Annotated in this window: 21 protein-coding genes and 2 pseudogenes; 14 read left to right on the forward strand and 9 right to left on the reverse strand. The window is 72.1% G+C overall.

The window, feature by feature from the left end; translation table 11 throughout:
• The first annotated feature begins 20 nt into the window (after window positions 1–20).
• Both panC and panB read left to right on the forward strand, forming a co-directional pair.
• Window positions 21–1,661: a pantoate--beta-alanine ligase gene (gene panC, locus C7474_RS15435; protein WP_121057416.1), complete on the forward strand. Its 1,641-nt coding sequence runs from the start codon at window positions 21–23 to the stop codon at window positions 1,659–1,661.
• Window positions 1,658–2,509, forward strand: a complete 852-nt coding sequence (gene panB / locus C7474_RS02765) for a 3-methyl-2-oxobutanoate hydroxymethyltransferase (protein WP_121057417.1) — start codon at window positions 1,658–1,660, stop codon at window positions 2,507–2,509. Before panC ends, panB begins: the two co-directional genes overlap by 4 nt.
• Before the next feature lie 139 nt (window positions 2,510–2,648).
• Here the strand turns inward: panB and C7474_RS15240 are convergent.
• A pseudogene (locus C7474_RS15240) lies at window positions 2,649–2,852 on the reverse strand (GIY-YIG nuclease family protein); the annotation flags it as partial.
• 245 nt (window positions 2,853–3,097) lie between these two features.
• Entirely contained in the window at window positions 3,098–3,829 is a 732-nt protein-coding gene (locus tag C7474_RS02775) for a TetR/AcrR family transcriptional regulator (protein WP_121057871.1), read from the reverse strand.
• Between the two features lie 107 nt (window positions 3,830–3,936).
• Between C7474_RS02775 and C7474_RS02780 the strand changes: the two genes are divergently transcribed.
• Entirely contained in the window at window positions 3,937–5,418 is a 1,482-nt protein-coding gene (locus tag C7474_RS02780) for an MFS transporter (protein ID WP_121057418.1), read from the forward strand.
• A 200-nt stretch (window positions 5,419–5,618) separates the two neighbouring features.
• On the opposite strand, the gene C7474_RS02785 is transcribed toward C7474_RS02780, so the two are convergent.
• A complete protein-coding gene (locus C7474_RS02785; protein ID WP_121057419.1) occupies window positions 5,619–6,503 on the reverse strand; it encodes a helix-turn-helix domain-containing protein in 885 nt (294 codons plus the stop codon).
• A 142-nt stretch (window positions 6,504–6,645) separates the two neighbouring features.
• Between C7474_RS02785 and C7474_RS02790 the strand changes: the two genes are divergently transcribed.
• The 4 genes from C7474_RS02790 to C7474_RS02805 all read left to right on the forward strand — a co-directional run bounded on the left by C7474_RS02790 (window position 6,646) and on the right by C7474_RS02805 (window position 10,463).
• Window positions 6,646–7,527 (forward strand): aldo/keto reductase, encoded by an 882-nt coding sequence (locus tag C7474_RS02790; RefSeq protein ID WP_241965113.1) that lies wholly within the window; start codon window positions 6,646–6,648, stop codon window positions 7,525–7,527.
• 38 nt (window positions 7,528–7,565) lie between these two features.
• A complete protein-coding gene (locus C7474_RS02795) occupies window positions 7,566–8,567 on the forward strand; it encodes an aldo/keto reductase (RefSeq protein WP_121057421.1) in 1,002 nt (333 codons plus the stop codon).
• Window positions 8,568–8,767: 200 nt separating this feature from the next.
• On the forward strand, window positions 8,768–9,607 hold the full coding sequence (locus tag C7474_RS14975; RefSeq protein WP_158597294.1) for a transposase: 840 nt from the start codon (window positions 8,768–8,770) through the stop codon (window positions 9,605–9,607).
• Window positions 9,608–9,686: 79 nt separating this feature from the next.
• Window positions 9,687–10,463, forward strand: a complete 777-nt coding sequence (locus C7474_RS02805) for a sulfite exporter TauE/SafE family protein (RefSeq protein WP_199692349.1) — start codon at window positions 9,687–9,689, stop codon at window positions 10,461–10,463.
• A gap of 3 nt (window positions 10,464–10,466) precedes the next feature.
• Here C7474_RS02805 and C7474_RS02810 read toward each other — a convergent pair whose 3' ends face one another.
• Complete coding sequence (locus C7474_RS02810; protein WP_121057424.1) at window positions 10,467–11,063, reverse strand: TetR/AcrR family transcriptional regulator; 597 nt, start codon at window positions 11,061–11,063, stop codon at window positions 10,467–10,469.
• A 65-nt stretch (window positions 11,064–11,128) separates the two neighbouring features.
• Between C7474_RS02810 and C7474_RS02815 the strand changes: the two genes are divergently transcribed.
• The 3 genes from C7474_RS02815 (at window position 11,129) to C7474_RS02825 (ending at window position 15,541) form a co-directional block, all read left to right on the forward strand.
• Window positions 11,129–13,132 (forward strand): beta-galactosidase, encoded by a 2,004-nt coding sequence (locus C7474_RS02815; RefSeq protein WP_121057425.1) that lies wholly within the window; start codon window positions 11,129–11,131, stop codon window positions 13,130–13,132.
• A gap of 212 nt (window positions 13,133–13,344) precedes the next feature.
• Complete coding sequence (locus tag C7474_RS02820) at window positions 13,345–15,054, forward strand: MDR family MFS transporter (RefSeq protein ID WP_121057426.1); 1,710 nt, start codon at window positions 13,345–13,347, stop codon at window positions 15,052–15,054.
• Between the two features lies 1 nt (window position 15,055).
• Complete coding sequence (locus tag C7474_RS02825) at window positions 15,056–15,541, forward strand: MarR family winged helix-turn-helix transcriptional regulator (protein WP_121057427.1); 486 nt, start codon at window positions 15,056–15,058, stop codon at window positions 15,539–15,541.
• Here the strand turns inward: C7474_RS02825 and C7474_RS02830 are convergent.
• Window positions 15,483–16,022 carry a TolB-like translocation protein gene (locus C7474_RS02830; protein ID WP_121057428.1) on the reverse strand — a complete coding sequence of 180 codons (540 nt, stop codon included), beginning with the start codon at window positions 16,020–16,022 and terminating at the stop codon, window positions 15,483–15,485. The genes C7474_RS02825 and C7474_RS02830 overlap by 59 nt on opposite strands.
• Entirely contained in the window at window positions 16,019–16,657 is a 639-nt protein-coding gene (locus C7474_RS02835) for an NAD(P)H-binding protein (protein WP_121057429.1), read from the reverse strand. The genes C7474_RS02830 and C7474_RS02835 overlap by 4 nt, the downstream gene beginning before the upstream one ends.
• Window positions 16,658–16,910: 253 nt before the next feature.
• Here C7474_RS02835 and C7474_RS02840 point away from each other — a divergent pair, with 253 nt between their 5' ends.
• Together C7474_RS02840 and C7474_RS02845 are read left to right on the forward strand one after the other, a co-directional pair.
• The gene (locus C7474_RS02840; protein ID WP_121057430.1) at window positions 16,911–17,207 is read left to right on the forward strand and encodes a Dabb family protein; all 297 of its coding nucleotides are present in this window, start codon (window positions 16,911–16,913) and stop codon (window positions 17,205–17,207) included.
• Window positions 17,208–17,256: 49 nt separating this feature from the next.
• Window positions 17,257–17,865, forward strand: coding sequence for a TetR/AcrR family transcriptional regulator (locus C7474_RS02845; RefSeq protein WP_121057431.1), 609 nt, complete (start codon window positions 17,257–17,259; stop codon window positions 17,863–17,865).
• A 108-nt stretch (window positions 17,866–17,973) separates the two neighbouring features.
• Here the strand turns inward: C7474_RS02845 and C7474_RS02850 are convergent, their stop codons facing one another.
• Both C7474_RS02850 and C7474_RS02855 read right to left on the reverse strand, forming a co-directional pair.
• A complete protein-coding gene (locus C7474_RS02850; protein ID WP_121057432.1) occupies window positions 17,974–19,098 on the reverse strand; it encodes a Gfo/Idh/MocA family protein in 1,125 nt (374 codons plus the stop codon).
• Window positions 19,095–19,859 carry a sugar phosphate isomerase/epimerase family protein gene (locus tag C7474_RS02855; protein WP_121057872.1) on the reverse strand — a complete coding sequence of 255 codons (765 nt, stop codon included), beginning with the start codon at window positions 19,857–19,859 and terminating at the stop codon, window positions 19,095–19,097. The genes C7474_RS02850 and C7474_RS02855 overlap by 4 nt, the downstream gene beginning before the upstream one ends.
• Window positions 19,860–20,058: 199 nt before the next feature.
• On the opposite strand from C7474_RS02855, the gene C7474_RS02860 reads away from it, so the two are divergent.
• Together C7474_RS02860 and C7474_RS02865 are read left to right on the forward strand one after the other, a co-directional pair.
• Complete coding sequence (locus C7474_RS02860; protein WP_121057433.1) at window positions 20,059–20,637, forward strand: DUF1349 domain-containing protein; 579 nt, start codon at window positions 20,059–20,061, stop codon at window positions 20,635–20,637.
• A 41-nt stretch (window positions 20,638–20,678) separates the two neighbouring features.
• Window positions 20,679–21,623, forward strand: coding sequence for an alpha/beta hydrolase (locus C7474_RS02865; protein ID WP_241965069.1), 945 nt, complete (start codon window positions 20,679–20,681; stop codon window positions 21,621–21,623).
• Window positions 21,624–21,769: 146 nt separating this feature from the next.
• Here the strand turns inward: C7474_RS02865 and C7474_RS02870 are convergent.
• Window positions 21,770–22,141: pseudogene (locus C7474_RS02870) on the reverse strand (MMPL family transporter); the annotation flags it as partial.
• Between the last annotated feature and the right edge of the window lie 8 nt (window positions 22,142–22,149).

Consider the following 22,149-nt stretch of genomic DNA (forward strand, 5'->3'; position numbering starts at 1 on the left):
GGCAGAGGGAGGCGACGACGATGTCGGATCGACCTCCCCTGCCCGCGCTCGGCACCGTCGACGTCGTCGGCGACGGCCGCATGGGGCGGGCCCTCGTCGCCCGACTGCGCGACGCCGGAGTCGCGGTCGCCCCTCCGCTCGGCCGCGGGGTCGTCCCGCACGCCGAGATCGTGCTGCTCGCCGTGCCCGACGCGCAGATCGCCGCGGCCGCCGCCCTCGTCCCGATCGGCGCGATCGTCGGGCATCTGTCGGGGGCGACGACGCTCGCGCCGCTCGCCCACGCCGATGCGTTCAGCGTCCATCCCCTCCGCAGCGTCACGGGTGCTGATGCCGCCTTCGACGGTGTGCCGGCCGCGCTCAGTGCGTCGTCCGATCGCGCGTACGACGCCGCGCTCGCGCTCGTACGCACGCTCGGGCTGGCGGCGTTCGAGGTGGCCGACGCGGACCGCGCCGCCTACCACGCGGCCGCCTCGGTCGCCGCGAACTACCTCACGGCCGTCGCGGGATTCGCGGAGGAGCTGGCCGCCTCGGCCGGCGTGCCCCTCAGCGCGCTCGAGCCCCTAGTGACCGGGACGGTCGACACCTGGCAGCGGCTCGGCGCCGCCGCCGCGCTCACCGGGCCCGTCGCACGCGGCGACGACGACACCGTCGCGCGGCAGCGGGGCGCGGTCGCCGAGCGGACGCCGGAGCGGCTCGCGTTGTTCGACGCTCTGACACAGGCGACGCGCGACCTCGCCGCGTCCGAGCCCGGGGGTGTGGCGCCGGCGCCGCGTGTCGTGCGCACCGTCTCCGAGTTGCGCGACGTGCTGTCGACGGCCCGGCCGGTGCGGTTCGTCCCCACGATGGGCGCCCTGCACGAAGGGCATCTGTCGCTGCTGCGCGCGGCGCGCTCCGACGGCGGCACCGTCGTGCTGTCGATCTTCGTGAACCCCACCCAGTTCGACGAGCAGGCCGACCTCGACGCCTACCCCCGCACGGTGAAGCGCGACCTGGAACTCGCCCGCACGGCGGGCGTCGACGTCGTGTTCCTGCCGACGGCGGCCGAGATGTACCCCGCGGGAGCGGCCACCTCGGTGCGGGTGCGCGGTCCGCTCACCGAGACGCTGGAGGGGGCCCGTCGTGGCCCGGGGCACTTCGACGGCGTCGCCACGATCGTGCTCAGCCTGCTGCAGGTGGTGCGACCCGTCGCGGCGTACTTCGGCGCGAAGGACGCGCAGCAGGTCGCCGTCGTCCGGCGGATGGTCGCCGACCTGCGCGTGCCCGTCGACATCGTCGTGTGCCCGACCTCGCGCGAACCCGACGGTCTCGCCCGCTCGAGCCGCAACGTGCGCCTGAGCGCGCCGGACCGGGAGCGCGCCCTCGCGATCTCGCGCGGACTCCGGGCGGCGACGGATGCCGTGGCCACCGGCATCCGCGATGCCGCACGCCTGTGCGACGCGGTGTCGCACGTGCTCGCCGAGGCGGGTGTCGCGCCGGAGTACGTCGCGTTCGTCGACCCCGACACATTCGTGCCCGTCGCCGACCTCGACGGCCCGGCGGTGCTCGCCGTCGCCGCCCGGGTGGGGGAGACGCGCCTCATCGACAACGTCATCCTCGCCCCCGCCGACCCGCCCGTCATCCCGTCCGTCACTCCGCCCGTCATCCCAGGAGGTGCGCCATGAGCGCCCGTGTCACGCTGCGCAGGCTCGACGAGATGAAGGCCGCGCGCGAACCCATCGTCATGGTCACCGCCTACGACTTCGCGACGGCTCGCCTCGCCGACCGCGCCGGCGTCGACATGGTGCTCGTCGGAGACTCCGGCGCGCAGGTCGTGCTCGGCCACGACTCGACCGCCGAGGTGACCGTCGAGGAGATGCTGGTGCTCGCCGCGGCCGTCCGTCGCGGCGTGAGTGCTGCGTTCGTCGTCGTCGACCTGCCGTTCGGGTCGACCGAGCTCTCCGACGCGCAGGCGGTGGAGACCGCCGTGCGCTTCGTGAAGGAGGCGGGCGCCGACGCCGTGAAGATCGAGGGCGGGGGAGCGGCGCGCCTCAGTCGCATCCGGGCGATCGCGGATGCCGGCATCGTCGTCGTCGCCCACGTGGGCCTCACACCGCAGACGGCGGTCGCCCTCGGCGGGCTGCGCGCCCAGGGACGCTCCGAGGCGTCGGCCGAACGGTTCGCCCGGGAGGCGCTTGCGGTGCAGGATGCGGGGGCGAGCCTGCTCGTCATCGAGGCGGTGCCCGCCGACGTCGTCGACGTCGTGCTGCCCGCCGTCGCGATCCCCGTGATCGGCATCGGCGCCGGGGCCGCCGACGGGCAGGTGCTCGTCGCGCACGACCTGCTGGGCATCACCGAAGGCAAGACCGCCGTGTTCGTCGAGCGCTTCGCGGCCGTCGGCGACGCGATCCACGCGGGCTTCGCGGCGTACGCCGACGCGGTGCGCTCCGGGGCGTTCCCGGCCGCCGAGCACGGCTACCGCGCGCCCGCCGAGGCTGTGGCCGCTGCCGCCCGCGTCGTCTCCGCCCGCTGAGCCGCGGCACGTTCGGGGCGTTGCGAGTCGAAACGCCCCGAGCCGCCTGCGGATCGCTCCGCGCCGCCCGCATCCGCGCACTCCATCCGCGAACGGCGTCGAGCCCGCCCTCGGCGTAGGCGATCCGCTTCGCATGGCTCCACCCCTGCATCCGCTTCTCCCAGGCGAACGCGTCGTCGATCCGGTCCATCTGCTCGCTCCACAGCAGCGTGACCGGCAGACGTCGCCGCGTGTACCTCGCGCCCTCGCCGGCTTGATGCTGTGCCAGGCGGCGGTCGAGATCGATCGTGCTGCCGACGTAGATCGTGCCGTCCGCGCACCGGAGCATGTAGACGTACGGCATGCCCGCGACGCTAGCGAGCGGCGCGGATGCCGGTGCTCACCGTCCACAGCCCGGGGCGTTTCGACTCGTCGCTGCGCTCCTCGCTCAACGACCGGGAGCACCCCCGATCGTTGAGCGAGCGGAGCGAGTCGAAACGCGCGCACTGTCCGGGGCGTTTCGACTCGTCGCTGCGCTCCTCGCTCAACGACCGGGAGCACCCGCCGGTCGTTGAGCGAGCGGAGCGAGTCGAAACGCCCGAACCCGCGTCAGCGGCGGGACTGGATGCGCAGGCCGTCGAGAAGCAGGTCGAGGCCGGAGAGGAACTGGTCGCGGTCGTCGTGGCCGGCGAACTCGTCCACGATGTGGTGGATGAAGGGGTAGCCGGCAGGATCCAGCGCCCGCCACTGCTGCGTCGCGCGCCCGAGGTACTCCTCGCGGGTCACCTCGCCCGAGACCACCTCCGCCGGCGGCTCCTGCCCCATGTCGGCCGCCGTGCCGATGACGAATCCGACGACCGCCGAGGTCGCGTGGAACCGCTGTCGCGGCGTGAGGTCGAGTCGCAGCGTCTCCTCGCCGATCCGCTCGTACAGACTCAGCGAGTTCGGCTGGGCGCCGGTGTTGCGCATCGCGTACGCCCCGAGCCACGGTCGGTCGACGATCGCGTCGAACATCGCCAGCGCGATCGTGCGCAGGTCGGCGATGGGGTCGTCGGTGTGGAGCCCCGCGACCGAGGTGAGCACGCCCGCGAGCACCGAATCGGCGGCGAGGTCGAGCAGCTCGTCGCGCCCCGACACGTACCAGTACACGCTCGCGGCACCGCCGCCGAGCCTCGTCGCGAGTGCACGGATGGTGAGCCCCTGCGCGCCCGCCTCGTCGAGCAGCGCGACGGCCTCCGACAGTACGGAGTCCAGCGAATGCGAGGCCCGCTCGCGGGTGCGCGCGCCGCGCGCGCGCCCACCGCCGCGGCGTGCCGCATCCGAGGTCGTCGAGTCGGTCATCACTTCATCCCATCACAGAGTCGCCGTGCACTTGCGCATTGTCGAACACTGTTCTATCGTATCGAACGGCGTTCGAGGACCGAACGCTGTTCGAGTCAGGAGTCGCCATGAGCGCAACCGCCGTCGTCCCCACCGCGGGAGGCACCTACACCTCGCTGAAGGCCGCGTGGATCCCGCTGGCCGCGCTGTGCCTCGCCTTCTTCGTCGAGATGGTCGACAACACGCTGCTGTCGATCGCGTTGCCCACCATCGGCCGCGACCTCGGCGGCGACACGACCTCGCTGCAGTGGGTGACCGGCGCGTACTCGCTCACCTTCGGCGGCCTGCTGCTCACGGCCGGCTCGATCGCCGACCGCTTCGGGCGTCGACGCGTGCTGCAGGTCGGGCTCGCCCTGTTTGGACTCATCAGCCTCGGCGTGCTGCTCGTCGGCGTGGTCTGGCAGCTGATCGCGCTGCGCGCCGCACTCGGCATCGCGGCGGCCGCGATGGCGCCCATCACCAACTCGCTCGTGTTCCGCCTCTTCGACGACGAGAAGCTGCGCATGCGCGCCATCACGCTGATGATGGTCGTCGGCATGTCGGGCTTCGTCCTCGGGCCGCTGCTGGGCGGCACCATCCTCACGCACCTGCCGTGGCAGTGGCTGCTGATCCTCAACGCCCCCATCGCCCTGATCGCGGCGCTCGGGGTGCACTTCGGCGTGCCGGCCGACTCCGCCGACGGCCTCACGAAGGACGCGCTCGACCTGCCCGGCGCCGCCCTCAGCATCCTCACGATCGGACTCGCCTGCTACGCCCTCACGTGCGGCGTGCAGTACGGGTGGGCCTCGCCGCTCACCTTCGCCGTGATCGCCGGCGCGGCGGCATCCGTCGTCGCCTTCATCATCCGCGAACGCCGTGCCGCCTCGCCCATGCTGGATCTGACGCTCTTCCGCAGCGGTGTCGTGCGCGGCGCCGCCATCGCCCAGATCGGCACGTCGATCGCCATGGCCGGCGTCATGTTCGCGCTGATCCTGCACTTCCAATACGCGTGGGGATGGAGCCCGATGCAGGCGGGGCTGGCGAACCTGCCGCTCATCCTCACGATGATCCTCGCGACGCCGCTCACCGAGGCCCTCGTGCGCCGCTGCGGTCATCGCGTCGCCTGCCTCGTCGGTGCTGCGCTGCTGGCCGCCGGCCTCGGCTTCATGGCGTGGGGTGTCGAGCGCGACTACCTCGCGATCGCGATCGCCATGGTCGTCATGACCGTGGGCCTGCGCACCGTCATGACCATCTGCGCCGTCGCCCTCGTTGGTGCGATGCCCGGCAACCGCACCTCGATGGGCGCCGCGCTCAACGACACCGCGCAGGAGGTCGGCACGAGCATCGGCACCGCCGTCGTCGGTACGGTGATCGCGCTGCTGGTGACCACCGTGCTCCCCGACGGCGTCTGGAGCCCCGAGCTGACGGCCTCCTTCTTCCACGGCGAGCAGGTGCTGTTCACGATCCTCGCCGTCGCGGTCGGACTCATCGCCGGCGTCGGCGCACTGACCCTCACCGACTCGCGCGACACCGACGAGCACCCGGATGCTGTGGCAGAGACAGCCGCGTAGCGGCGCGGATGCGGGAGCGCACCGTCCACAGCTCGATGCGTTTCGACTCGTCGCTTCGCTCCTCGCTCAACGATCGGAAGGGAGACGCCCACCGGTCGTTGAGCGAGCGGAGCGAGTCGAAACGCCCGCCCCCACGCCGGTCGTTGAGCGAGCGGAGGGAGTCGAAACGCCCCGGGCCTTCCGCCGGCGCCGTGCGGGCCTCACGCCTCCGCGCGGTCGGCGGCGGCGCCCGGCGCGGGGAGCGCGGCGGTCGCGGCCCAGCTCGCGAGCACGCGGAGCGCATCGGCCGACGGCGTGCCGGGCTCGGCGGTGTACGTCGACAGCGTCAGCCCCGGGTCGGCGGGCAGCTCGAACGCCTCGTAGGTGAGCTCGAGCTCGCCGACGACCGGATGGTGGATCCGCTTGACCCCGGAGCGGTGGAAGCGCACATTGTGCGCCGCCCACAGGGTGCGGAACCGCTCCGACCGGGTGGAGAGCTCGCCGACGAGGTCGGTCAGCCGCCGATCGAACGGATTGCGACCCGCCTCGCCGCGCATCGCGGCGACGAGCTCCTGCGTGTTCTTGTCCCACTCCACGTAGAACTCCCGTGCGGCGGGATCGAGGAACGCGAAGCGGGCGCTGTTCGGCGCCGGATCGGCGAACACCGGGGAGTACAGCGCGCGGGCGAGGGGGTTCGCGGCGACGTAGTCGAAGTAGTTGTTGCGGATGATCGCGGGCGCCTCGGTCATCGCATCGAGCAGGCGCTGCAGGCTGGGGCGCACCGCATCCGTCTTCCGCCGCGGCCGCCGGGCGGCCGGTGACGCGTTCGCGGTGCGGGCGAGGTCGAACAGGTGCGCCGTCTCGGCTTCGTCGAGCTGGAGCGCGCGGGCGAGCCCGTCGAGCACGCTCTCGCTCGCGCCCGACAGGTCGCCGCGTTCGAGGCGCGTGTAATAGTCGACGCTGACGCCGGCCAGCAGGGCGACCTCCTCGCGGCGCAGTCCCGGCACGCGCCGGTTGCCGCCGAAGGCCGGGAGTCCGGCGCGGTCGGGGGTGAGGCGGTCACGTCTGCTCGTGAGGAATTCGCGCACCTCGCTCCGGTGATCCATGCCTCCGACGGTACGCCGTGCGGATGCGGGGAGGGAGGTACTGCCGGTACCGGGCACGACGTCCACTGCCGCCGCGGACGCGCCCGTCGTTGACTGGAGCACGACAGAGCATGACCGTCCGCACGACAAGGAGACCCCCGTGATCGACCTCACCCTCAACAACGGCGTCACGCTGCCCGCACTCGGGCTCGGCGTCTTCCAGAGCCCTCCCGAGCAGACCGCCGCCGCCGTGCGCGCCGCCCTCGAGGCCGGGTACCGGCACATCGACACCGCCGAGGCCTACCGCAACGAACGGGAGGTCGGCGCGGGACTGCGGCAGTCGGGAGTCCCGCGCGATGATGTGTTCCTCGAGACCAAGGTGTGGGTCAGCGACTACGGCTACGACCAAACCCTGCACGCGTTCGACAAGTCCGCCGGCAAACTCGGCGTCGACACGCTCGACCTGCTGATCCTGCACCAGCCCGTGCCCAGCCGGTTCGCCACGGTCCTGGCTGCCTACCGCGCCCTCGAGACGCTGCTCGCAGACGGACGCGTGCGTGCCATCGGCGTCAGCAACTTCATGCCCCACCACCTCGACGCCCTCCTCGCCGAGACCTCGATCGTGCCGGCGGTGAACCAGATCGAGGTCCATCCGTACTTCGCCCAGCGCGATGTGCAGCGCGCGAACGCCGCGCACGGCGTCCTCACCCAGGCCTGGTCGCCGATCGGCGGCATCACCTTCTACCCCGGTTGGGGCGACGGGAAGCGCTCGGCCCTCGACGGCGAGACCATCGGCGCGATCGCGGCGGCCCACGACGTGTCGCCCGCCCAGGTGATGCTGCGCTGGGGCATCCAGCAGGGGCGGTCCGTGATCCCGAAGTCGGTGAACCCGGCGCGCATCGCGCAGAACATCGACGTGTTCGGCTTCGAGCTCACCGGCGACGAGATCGCCCGCATCGACGCGCTCGAGACGGGCGTGCGCGGCGGTCCCGACCCCGACCAGCCCCGCGACGCGTTCTTCGACGTCGTCATCGACGAGGCCTGACGGCTTCCCCTCGGCTTTCCCTCGAAAAGGAGATCACCATGCACACCCGCACCCTCGGATCGCATCGCGGCGACGGCGGCTTGACCGTCTCGGCGGTCGGCCTCGGCGCCATGGGCATGTCCATGAGCTACGGACCGAACCCCGGCGACCGCGACGACATGATCGGCGTGCTCCGCCACGCGGTCGAGCGCGGCGTCACCTTCATCGACACCGCCGAGGTCTACGGACCGTACGACAACGAAGAGCTCGTCGGTGCCGCGATCGCTCCGATCCGCGACCGGGTCACCGTCGCGACGAAGTTCGGCTTCCGCATCGTCGACGGCGCGATGGCCGGCACCGACTCGCGTCCCGAGAACATCCGGGCCGTCGCCGATGCGTCGCTGCGCCGGCTCGGCGTCGACGCGCTCGACCTCTTCTATCAGCACCGCGTCGACCCGGCGGTGCCGATCGAAGACGTGGCCGGCACGGTCGGCGAACTCATCGCCGCCGGCAAGGTGCGCCACTTCGGGCTGTCGGAGGCGTCGGCCGCGACGATCCGACGTGCCCACGCGGTGCAGCCGGTCACCGCGGTGCAGAGCGAGTACTCGCTGTGGACGCGCGACCCCGAGCCGGAGGTGCTGCCCACGTGCGTCGAGCTCGGCATCGGCTTCGTGCCGTTCAGCCCGCTCGGCAAGGGGTTCCTCACCGGAACCGTCGCGGCCGATGCGACGTTCGGAGGCGGCGAGATCCGCGCCCGGGTCCCGCGGTTCCAGCCCGACAACCTCCGCGCCAACCAGGCCCTCGTCGACCGGGTGAAGACCCTCGCCGACGATCACGGTGCGACGCCCGGTCAGGTGGCACTGGCGTGGCTGCTCGCGCAGCATCCGTTCATCGTGCCGATCCCGGGCACGCGTCGCCGTGAGCGGGTCGACGAGAACGCCGCCGCGACGACGGTGCGACTGTCGGCCGACGACGTCGCCGCGCTGAACGCACTCGCCGCGACCGTCGGCGTGGCCGGCGACCGCTACGACGCCGCCGGGATGGCCGCCGTCGGTCTCTGACGCGGCGGGCGGTGGTGGGCGCCCCGACCGCCGCCGAGCGTGTCACACGAACGGCCGTGAGGATGCGGGGTACGCGACCGTTCGTGTGACATGCGCGACCGCCGTGTCACGCGAAGTGCCTTCTGGCCGAGCGGGAAGCGACCGTTCGTGTGACATGCCGCGACACCCCGCGCGCTGTGACGCCCGGGCAGAATGGCCGCATGGCCCCCGACGCTCCCGGCGCGCTCGACGACATCGTCGTCGAGCTGTACGCGGTGCCGCCGGCGGAGTTCACGGCCGCACGCACCGCACGCGCCGCAGAGTCGGATGCAGACCTGGCGGCGGAGATCCGCAGCATCCGCAAACCGGTCGTCGCCGCCTGGGCGGTCGACCTGCTCGCGCGCGAGGGGATGCTCGGCGATGCGATCGCGCTCGCCGCCGACCTCCGGGAGGCACAGGAAGGGCTGGATGCGGCGGAGCTCTCGCGACTCGGACGGCAGCGGCGGCAGCTCGTCGCCGCTCTCGCCGGTCAAGCCGTGAGTCTCGCCGACGAGCGCGGCGTGGCGGTGAGCGCCGCCGCGCGCACCGACATCGAGCAGACCCTCAACGCCGCCATGATCGACGCGGATGCCGCCGCCGCCGTGCTCTCCGGACGGCTCGCGAAGCCGATCTCGGCGACCGGTCTCGGCGATGTCGATCTCACCGACGCGCTCGCCGGATCGGTTCCGGCCGGCGCCGCGCCCGCGCCCCCGCCCGACGACCTCGCCGAGCGTCGTGCGCGCAAGGTCGCGGAGAAGGTCGTGCGCGAGGCCGAACGCGAGGCGGAGGGTGCCGAGCGCGAGCGCGCACGGGCCGACGCGCGCCGCGACCGGGAGCAGGCGCGCCTCGACGATGTCCGCGAGCGTGTCGACGCGCTCAGGCGCGACCTCGAGCGCGCCGAGGCCGACGCCTCCGACGCCGAGGAGCGGCTGGCCGACGCCGCCCGCGCCGCGAAAGCCGCCGCCACCGCCGCCCGCGCCGCCACCAAGAAGGCCGCCGCCGCCCGCGCCGCCCTCGACTGACCGCCCGCGCGCAGCGTCCGCGCGCAGCATCCACCCGCCCTCACCCCCCCCTCGCGCAAACGGAACTAGGGTGGGGCGGATGCCTGAGATCACCGCGGTCGGATGGGCGCTGCTCGCGTTCGGGGCGCTCGTCGTGGGGCTGTCCAAGACCGCGATCCCGGGTGCGGGGACGGTCGCGGTCGCGCTGTTCGCGGCGGTGCTGCCGGCGCGGTCTTCGACGGCGACGCTCCTGCTGCTGCTGATCCTCGGCGACGTGCTCGCCCTGTCGATGTACCGCCGCCACGCGGACTGGCGCGCGCTGCTGCGGCTCGCGCCGGCGGTCGTGCTCGGGATGGTCGTGGGTGCCCTGTTCCTGCTGTTCGCCGACGACGGCGCCGTCCGCCGTGTCATCGGCGGCATCCTGCTCGCCCTCCTCGCGCTCACCGTCTGGCTGCGCCGGCGGCCCGCGCCGCGGCCCGCGCCGACCCGCGCGCCGGACGACGAGCACCGCGCCGCTCCCGCGGGGCGGCTCGCCGCGGCCGGCTACGGCTCGCTCGGCGGGTTCACGACGATGGTCGCCAACGCCGGTGGACCGGTGATGTCGCTGTACTTCCTCGCCGCGCGGTTCGACGCGAAGGCGTTCCTCGGCACGGCGGCGTGGTTCTTCGCGATCGTCAACGTCGCGAAGCTGCCGTTCATGATCGGCTCCGGCCTGCTGACCGTCGACGCGCTGCTGCTCGACCTCCTCCTCGTCCCGGCGGTGCTCGTCGGCGCCCTCGTGGGCCGGCTCGTCGTCGCCCGGATGACGCAGTCGCTGTTCGAGCTGATCGTCATGGGCCTCACCGCCGTCACCGCGGTGTACCTCATCGTGGCCTGACGCTCAGTCGGCGGGGTCGAGTAGCGCCGCCAGCAGCGTCCGCATGGCGGCGACGGGGTCGGTGCCGTCGGCGAGCCAGCGGATCTGCACGCCTTCCCACGCCGACACCACGAGCCCGGCCAGCTGCACGGGATCGCGCCGGGAGCGGATGCGGCCCTCAGCCTGGTCGAAGGCGATCATCCGGCCGTAGTCGACGGTGACAGCCGCGTACCGGCGCAACAGCCACTCGTGCGCCTCGTGGTCGGGCGCCGTCGCCTCGGCCGAGACGACCGAGAACATGCGCACGAGCTCGCGCCTGCCGAGATTGCGTTCGACGATGCCGAGCACCATCGGCATGAAGCCGTCGTGTCGCGCGCGGCCCTCGGCATCCGGGTCGGCGGCGTCCTCCTGGTCGAGTACGGCCTCCAGCAGCGCCGACTTCGTGGGGAAGTGGTGCATCAGGGTCGTCAGCGGCAGCCCGAGCTGCGCCGCGATCTGGCGCAGCGAGCCGCCCCGGTAGCCGTACGACGCGAACACCGCGGTCGCGGTGCGGATGATCTCCAGCCGCCGTTCCGCCGTCTTCGCGTAGGGACCGCGGCGGGCGGGCGGAGTGTCCGGCATGAGGGAAGCGTAGCCGCCCCGCGTAAAACGTGCACCTGCACGGGTTTTGATCTAGGATCAAGCGTGTGACGACGCAGACGACGAGATATCGCTGGGTGAAGAACGGCTCGCTGGGGGCGGGGAAGCTGCGCTACGGCGCCGACTACAACCCCGAGCAATGGCCCCGGGAGGTGTGGGACGAGGACGTGCGCCTCATGCAGGAGGCCGGCGTCAACATCGTCTCCCTCGCGATCTTCTCGTGGGCGCTGCTGGAGCCGCGCCCGGGCGAATACGACTTCGCCTGGCTCGACGAGATCATGGACCTCCTCCACGCCGGCGGCATCGACGTCGACCTCGCCACCGCGACCGCGTCGCCGCCGCCGTGGCTGGCGAAGCAGCATCCGGAGATCCTCCCGGTCGGCGAGGACGGCACCGTGTTCTGGCCGGGGTCGCGTCAGCACTGGCGACCCACCTCACCGGTGTTCCGCGCGCACGCCCTGCGGCTGACCCGTGCGCTCGCCGAACGCTACGCCGACCACCCCGCCCTGGTCGCCTGGCACGTCTCGAACGAGCTCGGATGCCACAATCTCTACGACTACTCCGACGACGCGGCCGCGGCCTTCCGGATCTGGCTGCAGGAGCGCTACACGAGCATCGACGCTCTCAACGACGCCTGGGGCACCGCCTTCTGGTCGCAGCGGTACGGTGACTTCGACGAGATCCTGCCGCCGCGCACGGCCCCGACCTTCCGCAACCCCGGCCAGCGTCTGGACTTCGAGCGGTTCAGCTCCGACGCCGTCCGCGACCACCTGCGCGTCGAGGGCGCCGTGCTGCGCGAGGTGACCCCCGACGTGCCCGTCACGACGAACTTCATGGTCGCCCAGAACGTGCGCGACATCGACTACGTGTCGTGGGCGGGCGACGTCGACTTCGTCGCCAACGACCACTACCTCCGCCCGGGCGAGCTCGGCCGCGACGACCTGTCGTTCTGGGCCAACCTCACCGGCAACATCGCCGGCGGTCGCCCGTGGTTCCTCATGGAGCACGCCACGAGCGCCGTCAACTGGCGCGAGGCGAACCCGCCGAAGCGTCCCGGCGAGTTGATGCGCGACGCCCTCACGCACGTCGCCCACGGCGCCGACGCGGTCTGTTACTTCCAGTGGCGGCAGTCGCGCGCCGGTGGCGAGCGCTACCACTCCGGGATGCTGCCCCACGCGGGCACCGACTCCCGTGTGTTCCGCGACGTCGTCGCCCTCGGGGCGAAGCTCGGCGAGCTCGCCGGCGTCACCGGCTCGGTGCGCGAACGCGCCCGCGTCGCCGTGCTCTTCGACTACGAGTCGTGGTGGGTGAGCGGCCGCGACGGGCACCCGACCGAGGGGCTGCACTACGACGTCGAGACCCTCGCGTGGTACCGCGCGCTGCTCGACCAGGGCGTGCGCGCCGACGTGGTCCCCGCCTCGTCGGACTGGGACGGCTACGAGGTCGTGATCGCGCCGATGCTGCACGTCGTCGACGCGGGCCTGCAGGGCCGCATCGACGCGTACGTCACCGGCGGCGGCCACCTCGTCACCACGTACTTCTCGGGCACCGTCGACGAGCACGACCGCGTGTGGCTCGGCGGCTATCCCGGCGCGCTGCGCGCGACCCTCGGCATCCGCGTGGAGGAGTTCGTGCCGCTGCTGCCCGATGAGACGGTCGCGCTCTCGTCGGGAGCATCGGCGTCGACGTGGACCGAGCGCATCGTGCACACGGATGCCGACGTCGAGGTGCTCGACGGCTACGCCGACGGCGACCTCACCGGCCTTCCCGCCGTGACCCGGCGGCGCCCGGCCGCGGGCGGCTCCGCGACCTACGTGTCGGCCGACCTCGGCCGCACCGGGGCGCTCGGGGTGCTGCGCTCGCTCGCGGTCGACGTGGACGCCCTCGTCGGCGACCCGCTCGCCGCCGACGGGCGCGTCGAGGTGATCGTGCGCCGGCAGGGCGCGACCCGCTACCTCTTCCTCGCCAACCGCACCGACGAGTCGGTGCTGGTGTCGGGCATCGGCCTCGCTCCCCGGGAGGTCGTCGTGCGCGAGGTGCTGATCGACTGAGCCGGCCGGTGGGGTGGATGCCGCCCCGTGGAACACACCCGAGGGAGCCCTCGGTGACACGTCGTCGCCGAGGGCTCCATCGGCATGTGGGCCGGCGGCACCTCGGTCGCGCCTCCGACTCGCGGGAATGGTTGACCGCTGTCTACAGTTGACGTACATCAACGATAAGCGTACAGTTGACGCAGATCAACGATTTAACGCAGGAGTCCACCTTGTCATCACCCGTCGCACCCGCGCCCGAGAGCACACGCTCCGCGCGCGAGGTCTTCACCGCGATCTCCGGCCTCGTGGTCGGCATGTTCGTCGCCGTGCTCTCGGGCACGGTCGTCTCCACCTCGTTGCCGGTCATCATCGCCGACCTCGGGGGCACCCAGTCGCAGTACACCTGGGTCATCACGGCGAGCCTGCTCGCCACCGCCGTCTCGACGCCGATCTGGGGAAAGCTCGCCGACCTGGTCGACCGCAAGATCCTCATCCAGCTCTCGCTCATCCTCTTCACCGTCGGCACCGTCATCGCCGGCTTCTCGACCGACACCAACATGCTCATCGCGGTGCGCGTCGTGCAGGGCCTGGGCGTCGGCGGCCTCATGTCGCTCGTGATGATCGCCGTCGCGCTGATCATCTCGCCTCGTGAGCGCGGCAAGTACATGGGTGTCGTCGGCGGCATCATGGCGCTCGGCACCATCGGCGGACCGCTGCTGGGCGGCGTCATCACCGACGCGTGGGGCTGGCGCGCCAACTTCTTCGTCGGCGTCCCGTTCGCGATCGTCGCGCTCGTGCTGCTGCAGTTCACCCTGCACCTGCCCAAGCCCCGCCGCGAAGGCAAGATCTCGATCGACTACTTCGGCATCGTGCTGCTCGCCGTCGGCGTCTCGTTGCTGCTGATCTGGGTCTCGATGGGCGGCAACCAGTTCGAGTGGGATTCCGCCACCAGCTGGGAGCTCGGTCTCGGCGCCGCCGTCGCCCTGCTCGCCTTCATCGCCGTCGAGTTCTTCGTCAAGGAGCCCATCGTCCCGATGACGCTCTTCAAGAACCGCACGTTCACGCTGTCGGTGCTCGCCTCGATCGCCATCGGCGTCTCGATGTTCGCCACCTCGGTGTTCCTCGCCCAGTACTTCCAGCTCGCCCGTGGCGCCACACCGACCGAGTCGGGTCTCATGACGATCCCGATGATCGTCGGCCAGATGGGCGCGTCCATCATCATCGGCCAGCTCGTCAGCCGCTTCGGAAAGTGGAAGGGCTGGATGCTGACCGGCTCCGTCCTGACCCTCATCGGCGTGAGCCTCATGGCGACGCTGCGCTACGACACCCCGTTCGTGCAGGTCGCGGCCTACATGGTGGTGCTCGGCGCGGGCCTGGGCATGGTCATGCAGAACCTGACGCTCATCGTGCAGAACGACACCCCGCCCACGCAGCTGGGTGCAGCATCCTCGAACGTCAACTTCTTCCGCACGATCGCGGGCACCATCGGCGTCACGATCATGGGCTCGATCCTCTCGACGAAGGTCGGCGAGTACGTCGCCGATGGGCTCGCGGGCTTCACCCCGAGCACGCCGGAGGACGCCGACGCGTTGCAGCACCTCGCCTCGGGCAACGTCCCGCACGTGTCGTCGCTGCCCGAGGGCATCCGTGCGATCGTCGAGGGCGCCTACGGCCACGGCATCGCCGACGCGTTCATCATCGCCATCCCGCTCGCGGCGCTGGCCATCGTCGCCATCGCGTTCGTGAAGAACAAGCCGCTGTCGACCAAGACGGCCGCCGAGGCGCTGCAGGAGGCCGAGGAATCGGTCATCGAGGTCGCCGAGGCCGAGATCGGCGCCGCCACCGGCACCATCTCGACCGTCGGCGGCGATCTGCGCGGCACGGCCACCTCCCCGGTCGCGGTGCTCGAGCGCACCGACGGCGAGCAGCGTTCGCGCTGACATGAGCGCCACTGGCTCGCTCGCGTCCCCGGCACGGGTCCACGGTGCCGGGGACGCGGCGGATCCCGCCCGCCCCTTCGACGAGGTCGAGGCCTCGATCAACCTGCTGTTCGCCCGTACCCGGATGATGTGGCGCGACGCCGCCGTCCGCGTGCACACCGATCTGCAGCCCTCGGGCTACAAGCTGCTCGCCCACATCGTGCGCAGCGGCAGCGCGAACGCCCACCAACTGGCCGAGCTGTTCGAGATGGACAAGTCCGTCGTCAGCCGCCAGGTGCGCATGCTCGAAGAGGTCGGGCTGCTCGAGTCGCGACCTGCCGAGCACGACGGGCGGATGCGGGTGCTCACCCCGACGCCGGCCGCCGTCGCCCTCGTCGACGAGCTGCGCGCCGAGTTCCACGCGCGCCTGCGCGAGGTGCTCGCCGGCCTCACCCCCGCCGAACTCGAAGCCGGCGCGAAAGTCGTGCGCTGCCTCGCCGAGTTCTGACCCGCCCACGCGAGGTCGTGATCGCCCGCCCGCTAGGTCCTCCGTCACTTGCTGGGCACCGCCGACCTGACAGGATGGCGGCATGGCGGAGCGGGTGACGGCGGAGCGCATCCGCGAGCACGTGCTGCGACTGGGGGAGCAGCATCCGCCCGGTGAGCGCCGCGCGGTGGATGTGACCGTCGTTCGCGCTGATGAACACATGCACGCCGTCGGGGTCGAGCACGTGGTCGTTGTTGAGGGCGGGCAGCCCGTCGGGCGTGATGTCGCGCAGCTCACGGGACGCGAGGTCGAAGCGCCACAGCCTGCCGTCGCCGTTGAGGATGAGCGCGTCGCCGTCGAGGGTCCAGTTCGGCGCCTCGAGCAGCATCCGCTCGTGCACGAGAACATCGTCGACGCCCCCGTCGACGTCGATCACCGACACGACGCAGCGCTGGCCGGGGGAGAGGCGGCGGTACGCCCCGTCCGCGTCGTCGTCGGTCACGACACGAATTCGGCGACGGTGGTGGCTCCCGCGTCGAAGCGGAAGGTCCGCCCGATGCTCGCGGGCGTGCGCAGTGCCGCCGCGACCACGGCCGCGACGTCGGCGCGCGGCACCGAGCCGCCCGGCTTCGCCTCGGCGACGCCCCCGGTGCCGGGCTCCTCGGTGAGTGTGCTCGGCGCGATGACCGTCCACTCCAGTTCCGAGTCGCGCAGCACCGCGTCGGCCACCGCCTTCGCCTGCGCATACGTGAAGAACGACTCCGACTGCGGGATGCCGTGATCCAGACGCGAGCCCGCCCACGACACCATCACGTAGCGCCGCACGCCCTCGGCGAGGGCTGCCTGCATCGACAGCACCGCCGCGTCGCGGTCGATCGCGTTCGTGCGCGCGGGGGAGCCGCCGCCCGCACCGGCCGACCAGACGACGGCGTCGTGTCCTTCGACGAGCCCGCGCCACTCGTCGAGCGTCATCGTCTCGGCGTCGGCGACGACCGCCTCGGCACCGAGGGCGCCGATCTCGGTGACGTGGTCGGGGTTGCGCACGACCGAGGTGACAGTGTCGCCGTCGGCGAGCAGGAGAGGGGTGAGGAGGCGGGCGACCTTGCCGTGGCCGCCGATCAGCAGGATGGCGCTCATGCCTCCACGCTACCGACGCCCGCGCAGCCGCGGGCCGTCGCGGTTCCCTCCGGTGGTCGAGTAGCCGGCGCCGACGGCGTATCGAAACCCGCGCACCCACCATCGGTTGCGGGGTCCGGGGCGTTTCGACTCGTCGCTGCGCTCCTCGCTCAACGACCGGGAGGGGGCATGCACCGACCCCCGGTCGTTGAGCGAGCGGAGCGAGTCGAAACGCGCGAGCAGCCCGTTTCGACGCGGCCCATAGGCTGGAGGCATGGCGATCCAGCACACCGTGGTCTTCCGTCTCGTCCACCCCGAGGGCTCGGTCGAGGCCGCGGCGTTCCTGCGCGACGGGGAGGCGGCGCTGACCTCGATCCCGGGCGTGACGGACTTCCGGATCCAGCGGCAGGTGAGTGCCAAGAGCGATCTGACGCTGCAGTTCTCGATGGTCTTCGCCGACCAGGACGCCTACGACGCGTACAACACGCACCCCGCCCATGTCGGGTTCGTCCAGGACCGCTGGATCCCCGAGGTGGCCGCCTTCCAGGAGTACGACTTCGTCGCACGGTGACGCCTCCGCGCGCCGCGGGATAGGAATCCGCCGCTCGTAGACTGGCGGGATGACGGCCGCCGACCCCGATGCCCCGCGCTCACGCGGTGCGTACGCGAAGGGGATCGCGCGACGTCAGGAGATCCTCGACCGGGCGATCGAGGTGTTCGCCCAGCGCGGCTCCGAGCGCACGAGCCTGCGCGCCATCGCCCGGGAGGTCGGAGTCACCCACGCGGCACTCACGCACTACTTCGGCTCGCTCGAAGAGCTGCTGGTCGAGGTGTACCGCGAATCCGAAGCGGATGCCGACAGCCACGTCGCGCCGCCGGTCGAGGTGACGCCCGGCGAGGCGATGCGCATCTCGGCCGAAGAGAACCGGGCCATCCCGGGGCTCGTGCAGCTGTACTCCCGACTCGTCGCGGCGTCGCTCGAAGAGGGCCATCTCGCCGCCCACACCTTCGTCACCGAGCGATTCGCGCGGTTGCGGGCGTCGATGGCCGACGGGGTGCGGCGGCATCAGGATGCCGGCCGCATCCGCGCCGACGTCGACCCCGAGCTCGTCGCGGCGCTCGTGATCGCGGCCTCCGACGGCCTGCAGACGCAGTGGCTGCTCGACGGCGCCGTCGACCACGAAGCCGCCCTGTCGATGCTCGACCGTCTGCTCGCCCCGCCCGCCTGACCCCGCATCCGCCCGCCGCCCGCCCTCGCCGCGCCTCGGCGTCGGGTTCTTCTCTCAGCGGATGCCGGATGCCGGATGCCCGATGCCGGCGGGCGGGCCGGCGGGGCGTCAGAGCGTCGCGGCGAAGGGGTCGAAGGCCTCGGGCAGCAGCGGCACGGGGGCCACGGTGCTGGCGACCTTCACCGTCTCGCCGGTCGCCGCGGACTCCTCGGCCGACAGCAGCACGTCGAGCACGTGGAAGCCGAGCTCGCCGGAAGCGACGTGCGGGCGGCCGGCGGCGATGGCGCGCACCATGTCGAGCGCTCCGAGGCCGCGGCCGACCTCGACGTCGGCGTGCTCGATCTCCACCCACTGCTGCTCGAACGACATCCCGTCGCGCAACACGCCCAGCGGCGCGACGACCGCGATGCGTCCGGCGAACTGGTTGGGGTCGGGGATGACGATCGTGCCCTCGGTGCCGTGGATCTCGACGATGCCGTGACGCTCGAGCGCGGAGTCGAAGCTCAGCAGCGTCTGCGACTGCTGCCCCGACTCGAACGCCGCGATCACCTGCATCGTGGAGGGCACCTCGACGGGGAAAGTCTCACCGGCGCGTGGTCCGGTGTGGATCTCGCGCTCCTCGCGGGCCTTCGTGCCGAACGCCGATACGCGGTCGACGGGCCCGAACAGGCTGACGAGCGCCGAGAAGTAGTACGGCCCCATGTCGAGCAGGGGTCCCGCACCGTGCGCGAAGAGGAAGCCGGGGTTCGGATGCCAGAGGTCGGGGCCCTGCGTCTGGAACACGGTCTGGGCGAACAGCGGACGACCGATCCGACCCTCCTCGATCGCGCGGCGCGCGGCCTGGAAGCCCGGGCCGAGCAGTGTGTCGGGCGCGGAGCCGATGCGCACACCCGCCGCCTCGGCCTCGCGCAGCAGCTCGGCGGCGCCGTCCCGGTCCAGCCCCAGCGGCTTCTCGGTCCACACGTGCTTGCCGGCGGCGACCGCGCGGCGGGACACCTCGATGTGGGCGGCGGGGATCGTGAGGTTGATGACGAGGTCCACGCCCGGGTGGGCCAGCACGTCGTCGGCCGAGCCGTGGGCGGGGACGCCGTACTTCTCGGCCTGCGTGCGGGCGCGCTCGAGGTCGAGGTCGCCGACGATGAGCACCTCGGTGTCGGGGAACGCCGACAGGTTCTGCAGGTAGGTGTCGCTGATGACCCCGACGCCGATGACGCCGATGCCGACCGCGCTCATCGGACGAACCCGCCCTCGGTGAGGAACGCGTAGCTCGCGGCGATGTCTTCGAACACGTCGCCCGGGGCGTTGTCGTATTCGATGATCGCAAACTGCACGGCGGATGCGGCGCGCAGCGCCTCGGCCAGCGGCACGTCGCCCTCGCCGGGGCGGCGCTGGTCGAGACTGGCCGAACCGAACTCGGCGGCATCCGGGGCGAACGGGTTGCGCTCCGGCGCGATGCCGTCCTTCACGTGCACCGCGACGAGGCGGTCGCCGAGGGACGAGACGAGGCCCGTGACGTCCTGGCCGCCGACGAGGGCCCAGTACAGGTCGAGCTCGATCGCGACGCGCTCGTCGGTGAGCTTCACGAAGCGCTCGAACGCGGTCTCGCCGTCGAAGTCGGCGATGAACTCCTGGGCGTGGTTGTGGTAGCCCACGGTGAGACCGAAGCCGGCGGCGACGTCGACGAGTCGGTTGAGCCGGTCGGCGATGTCGGTGACGCCGTCGAGCGTCAGCCAGCGCTCGGTGGGGACGAACGGGTCGATGACCGTCGTCATGCCGATCGTGGCGGCGGCCTCGAAGACGACCTCGGGTGCAGGGGTGGGGATCGAGCCGTCCGGCGTCCACAGCTCGTCCGACAGGAGGGGCGCGTGGCCGGTGGGGGATGCGAGTCCGGAGGCGTCGAGTGCGGCGCGGATCTCGGCGGGGCGCCGCACGAAGTCGAAGGCCTCGACGTCGCGCAGGCCGATCGCGGCGAGCTTGTCGAGCGATCCGCCCATGTCGGCGGAGAAGGCGTCGGCGAGCGTGTAGAGCTGGACCGAGGCTGCGGGCTTGGAGGTGTCGGGCAGGGCCACGATGACCTTTCCTTTCTGGCGTCGTCGCACGCGCGGGGATCCGCGCGACCTCACGATAACAGAAAACCTCCACTTGGAGGTATGTCTCCCGTGGATATTCCCCGCGGTCCGTCAGGATGGGACGATGAGCACCCTCTCCTGGTCCGACGGACGCTGGACCCATCCCCCCGTCGCCGCCGTCGAACGCGGTGGCGCACTCGTCGTCACCGCCGCCGAGGGGAGCGACGCCTGGCGGCGCACCTCCTACGGCTTCGTGCACGACAGTGAGCACGCGCTCGTCGTGCCCTTCCCGGTCGGTGGCGCGATGGAGGTCGATTTCGTCGCCGCGTTCGAGGCGCAGTTCGATCAGGCGGGCCTGTTCGTCACGGCATCCGACGAGCGCTGGGTGAAGGCGGGAGTCGAGTACGCCGACGGGCTGCCGCAGGCCGGCGCCGTCGTCACCGACGGGATGTCGGACTGGTCGGTGGCGCCCGTGCCCGAGTGGCAGGGCCGCGTCGTCACGGTGCGCGCCAGCCGCGGCGACGACGCGATCACGCTGCGCATCGGCGTCGACGGCGGGCCGCTGCGGCTGCTGCGACTGCTGCCGTTCCCGGGCGACGCGGATGCGGAGGCCGGACCGTTCGTATGCGCGCCGACGCGCGCCGGACTCGCCGTCGAGTTCCTCGCCTGGCGACTGCTCGACGCCGACGCCGCCCTGCACTGATCCGCTCACGGCGGTCACGGCGGGTACATGACAGGATGCGGATGTCGATGACGACCGCCCGGAAGGCCCCCATGGACATCTCCCTCGTCGATCCGACGCTGCGCAAGACGGTGCAGCGGATGCCGAACGTGCCGATCACGAACCCGGTGGCGCTGGCGCTCGCGCCGTCGCTGTCGCGCCTTATCCCCGGGCGCCGCGTCGACGGCGTCGAACGCCACCGCGTGGACGCCGACGGCGTGCGGGTGCGCGTGTACCGGCCCGCGAACCCGTCCGGCGCAGCGCTCCTGTGGATCCACGGCGGCGGGCTCGTGCTCGGCGCGGCGGCCATGGACGACGGGCTGTGCGGCGAGACCGCCCGCGACCTCGGCGTCACGGTCGTGTCGGTCGACTACCGCTTCGCGCCCCGGCATCCGTTCCCCGCCGCGATCGACGACGCCTGGACCGCGTGGCGCTGGCTGCAGGCGCGCGTCGGAAATCTCGGGCTCGACCGGGACCGCATCGCGATCGGCGGGCAGAGCGCCGGCGGGGGACTGGCCGCGGCCCTCGTCCAGCGCGCAGTGGATGCCGGCGACCGCGTCGCCGCGCAGTGGCTGTTCTGCCCGATGCTCGACGACCGCACCGCGACCGATCGCGCCCGAGACGCGCAGGCGCACTTCGTGTGGGACAACCGTGCGAACCTCGTGGGCTGGCGGTCCTATCTGGGCGACAGCCTCGGCGCCGCCGAGCTGCCGCCGTACGCCGCCGCGGCGCGTCGGGACGACCTCGCCGGGCTGCCACCCACGTGGATCTACGCGTCGGAGATCGAGCTGTTCCTCGAGGAGGACCGGGCCTACGCGGATCGCCTGCGCGCCGCCGGAGTCGACGTCACGTTCGACCTCGTTCCCGGCGCCCCGCACGGCTTCGAGGCCTGGGCCGGGGACACCGACCTCGCCCGCGACCTGTTCGGGCGCGCGCGGGCGTGGCTCGGTGCCCGCCTCGCCGCCTGAGGCTGCGGGTCACACCCCTCCCGGACGCCCGTTCGCAAGTGCGGTGCGGATGCGGCGACACGCCGGTGCGGCGGATCAGGCATCGGCGTGTCGCGGCATGGGCCTTGCAGTTGTGTACCGGAAGCTGAGCCTCGGCGCCCCGGGCGTCAGTGCGGAACGGGGTGCGAGCGCTCGAGCGCGGCGCCCTCCACGTCGACGTCGGGCACGATGCGGTCGAGCCAGCGCGGCATCCACCAGGCGGCCTTGCCGGCCAGGTGCATGAGCGCCGGGACGAGCACCATGCGCACGACGAACGCGTCGAACAGCACACCGATGGCGAGACCGAACCCGAGCGGGCGCACCATGCCGAGGTGGCTGAAGACGAACCCGCCGAACACCGACGCCATGATGATCGCGGCGGCGGTCACCACCGCACGTCCGCCGCGCACACCCGCGACGACCGACTCTCGCGCCGGGATGCCGTGCACGAACGCCTTGCGCATCCCCGAGACGAGGAAGAGCTGGTAGTCCATCGCGAGCCGAAGCG

The organism is Microbacterium telephonicum, from assembly GCF_003651225.1.
Classification (GTDB): Bacteria; Actinomycetota; Actinomycetes; order Actinomycetales; family Microbacteriaceae; genus Microbacterium; species Microbacterium telephonicum.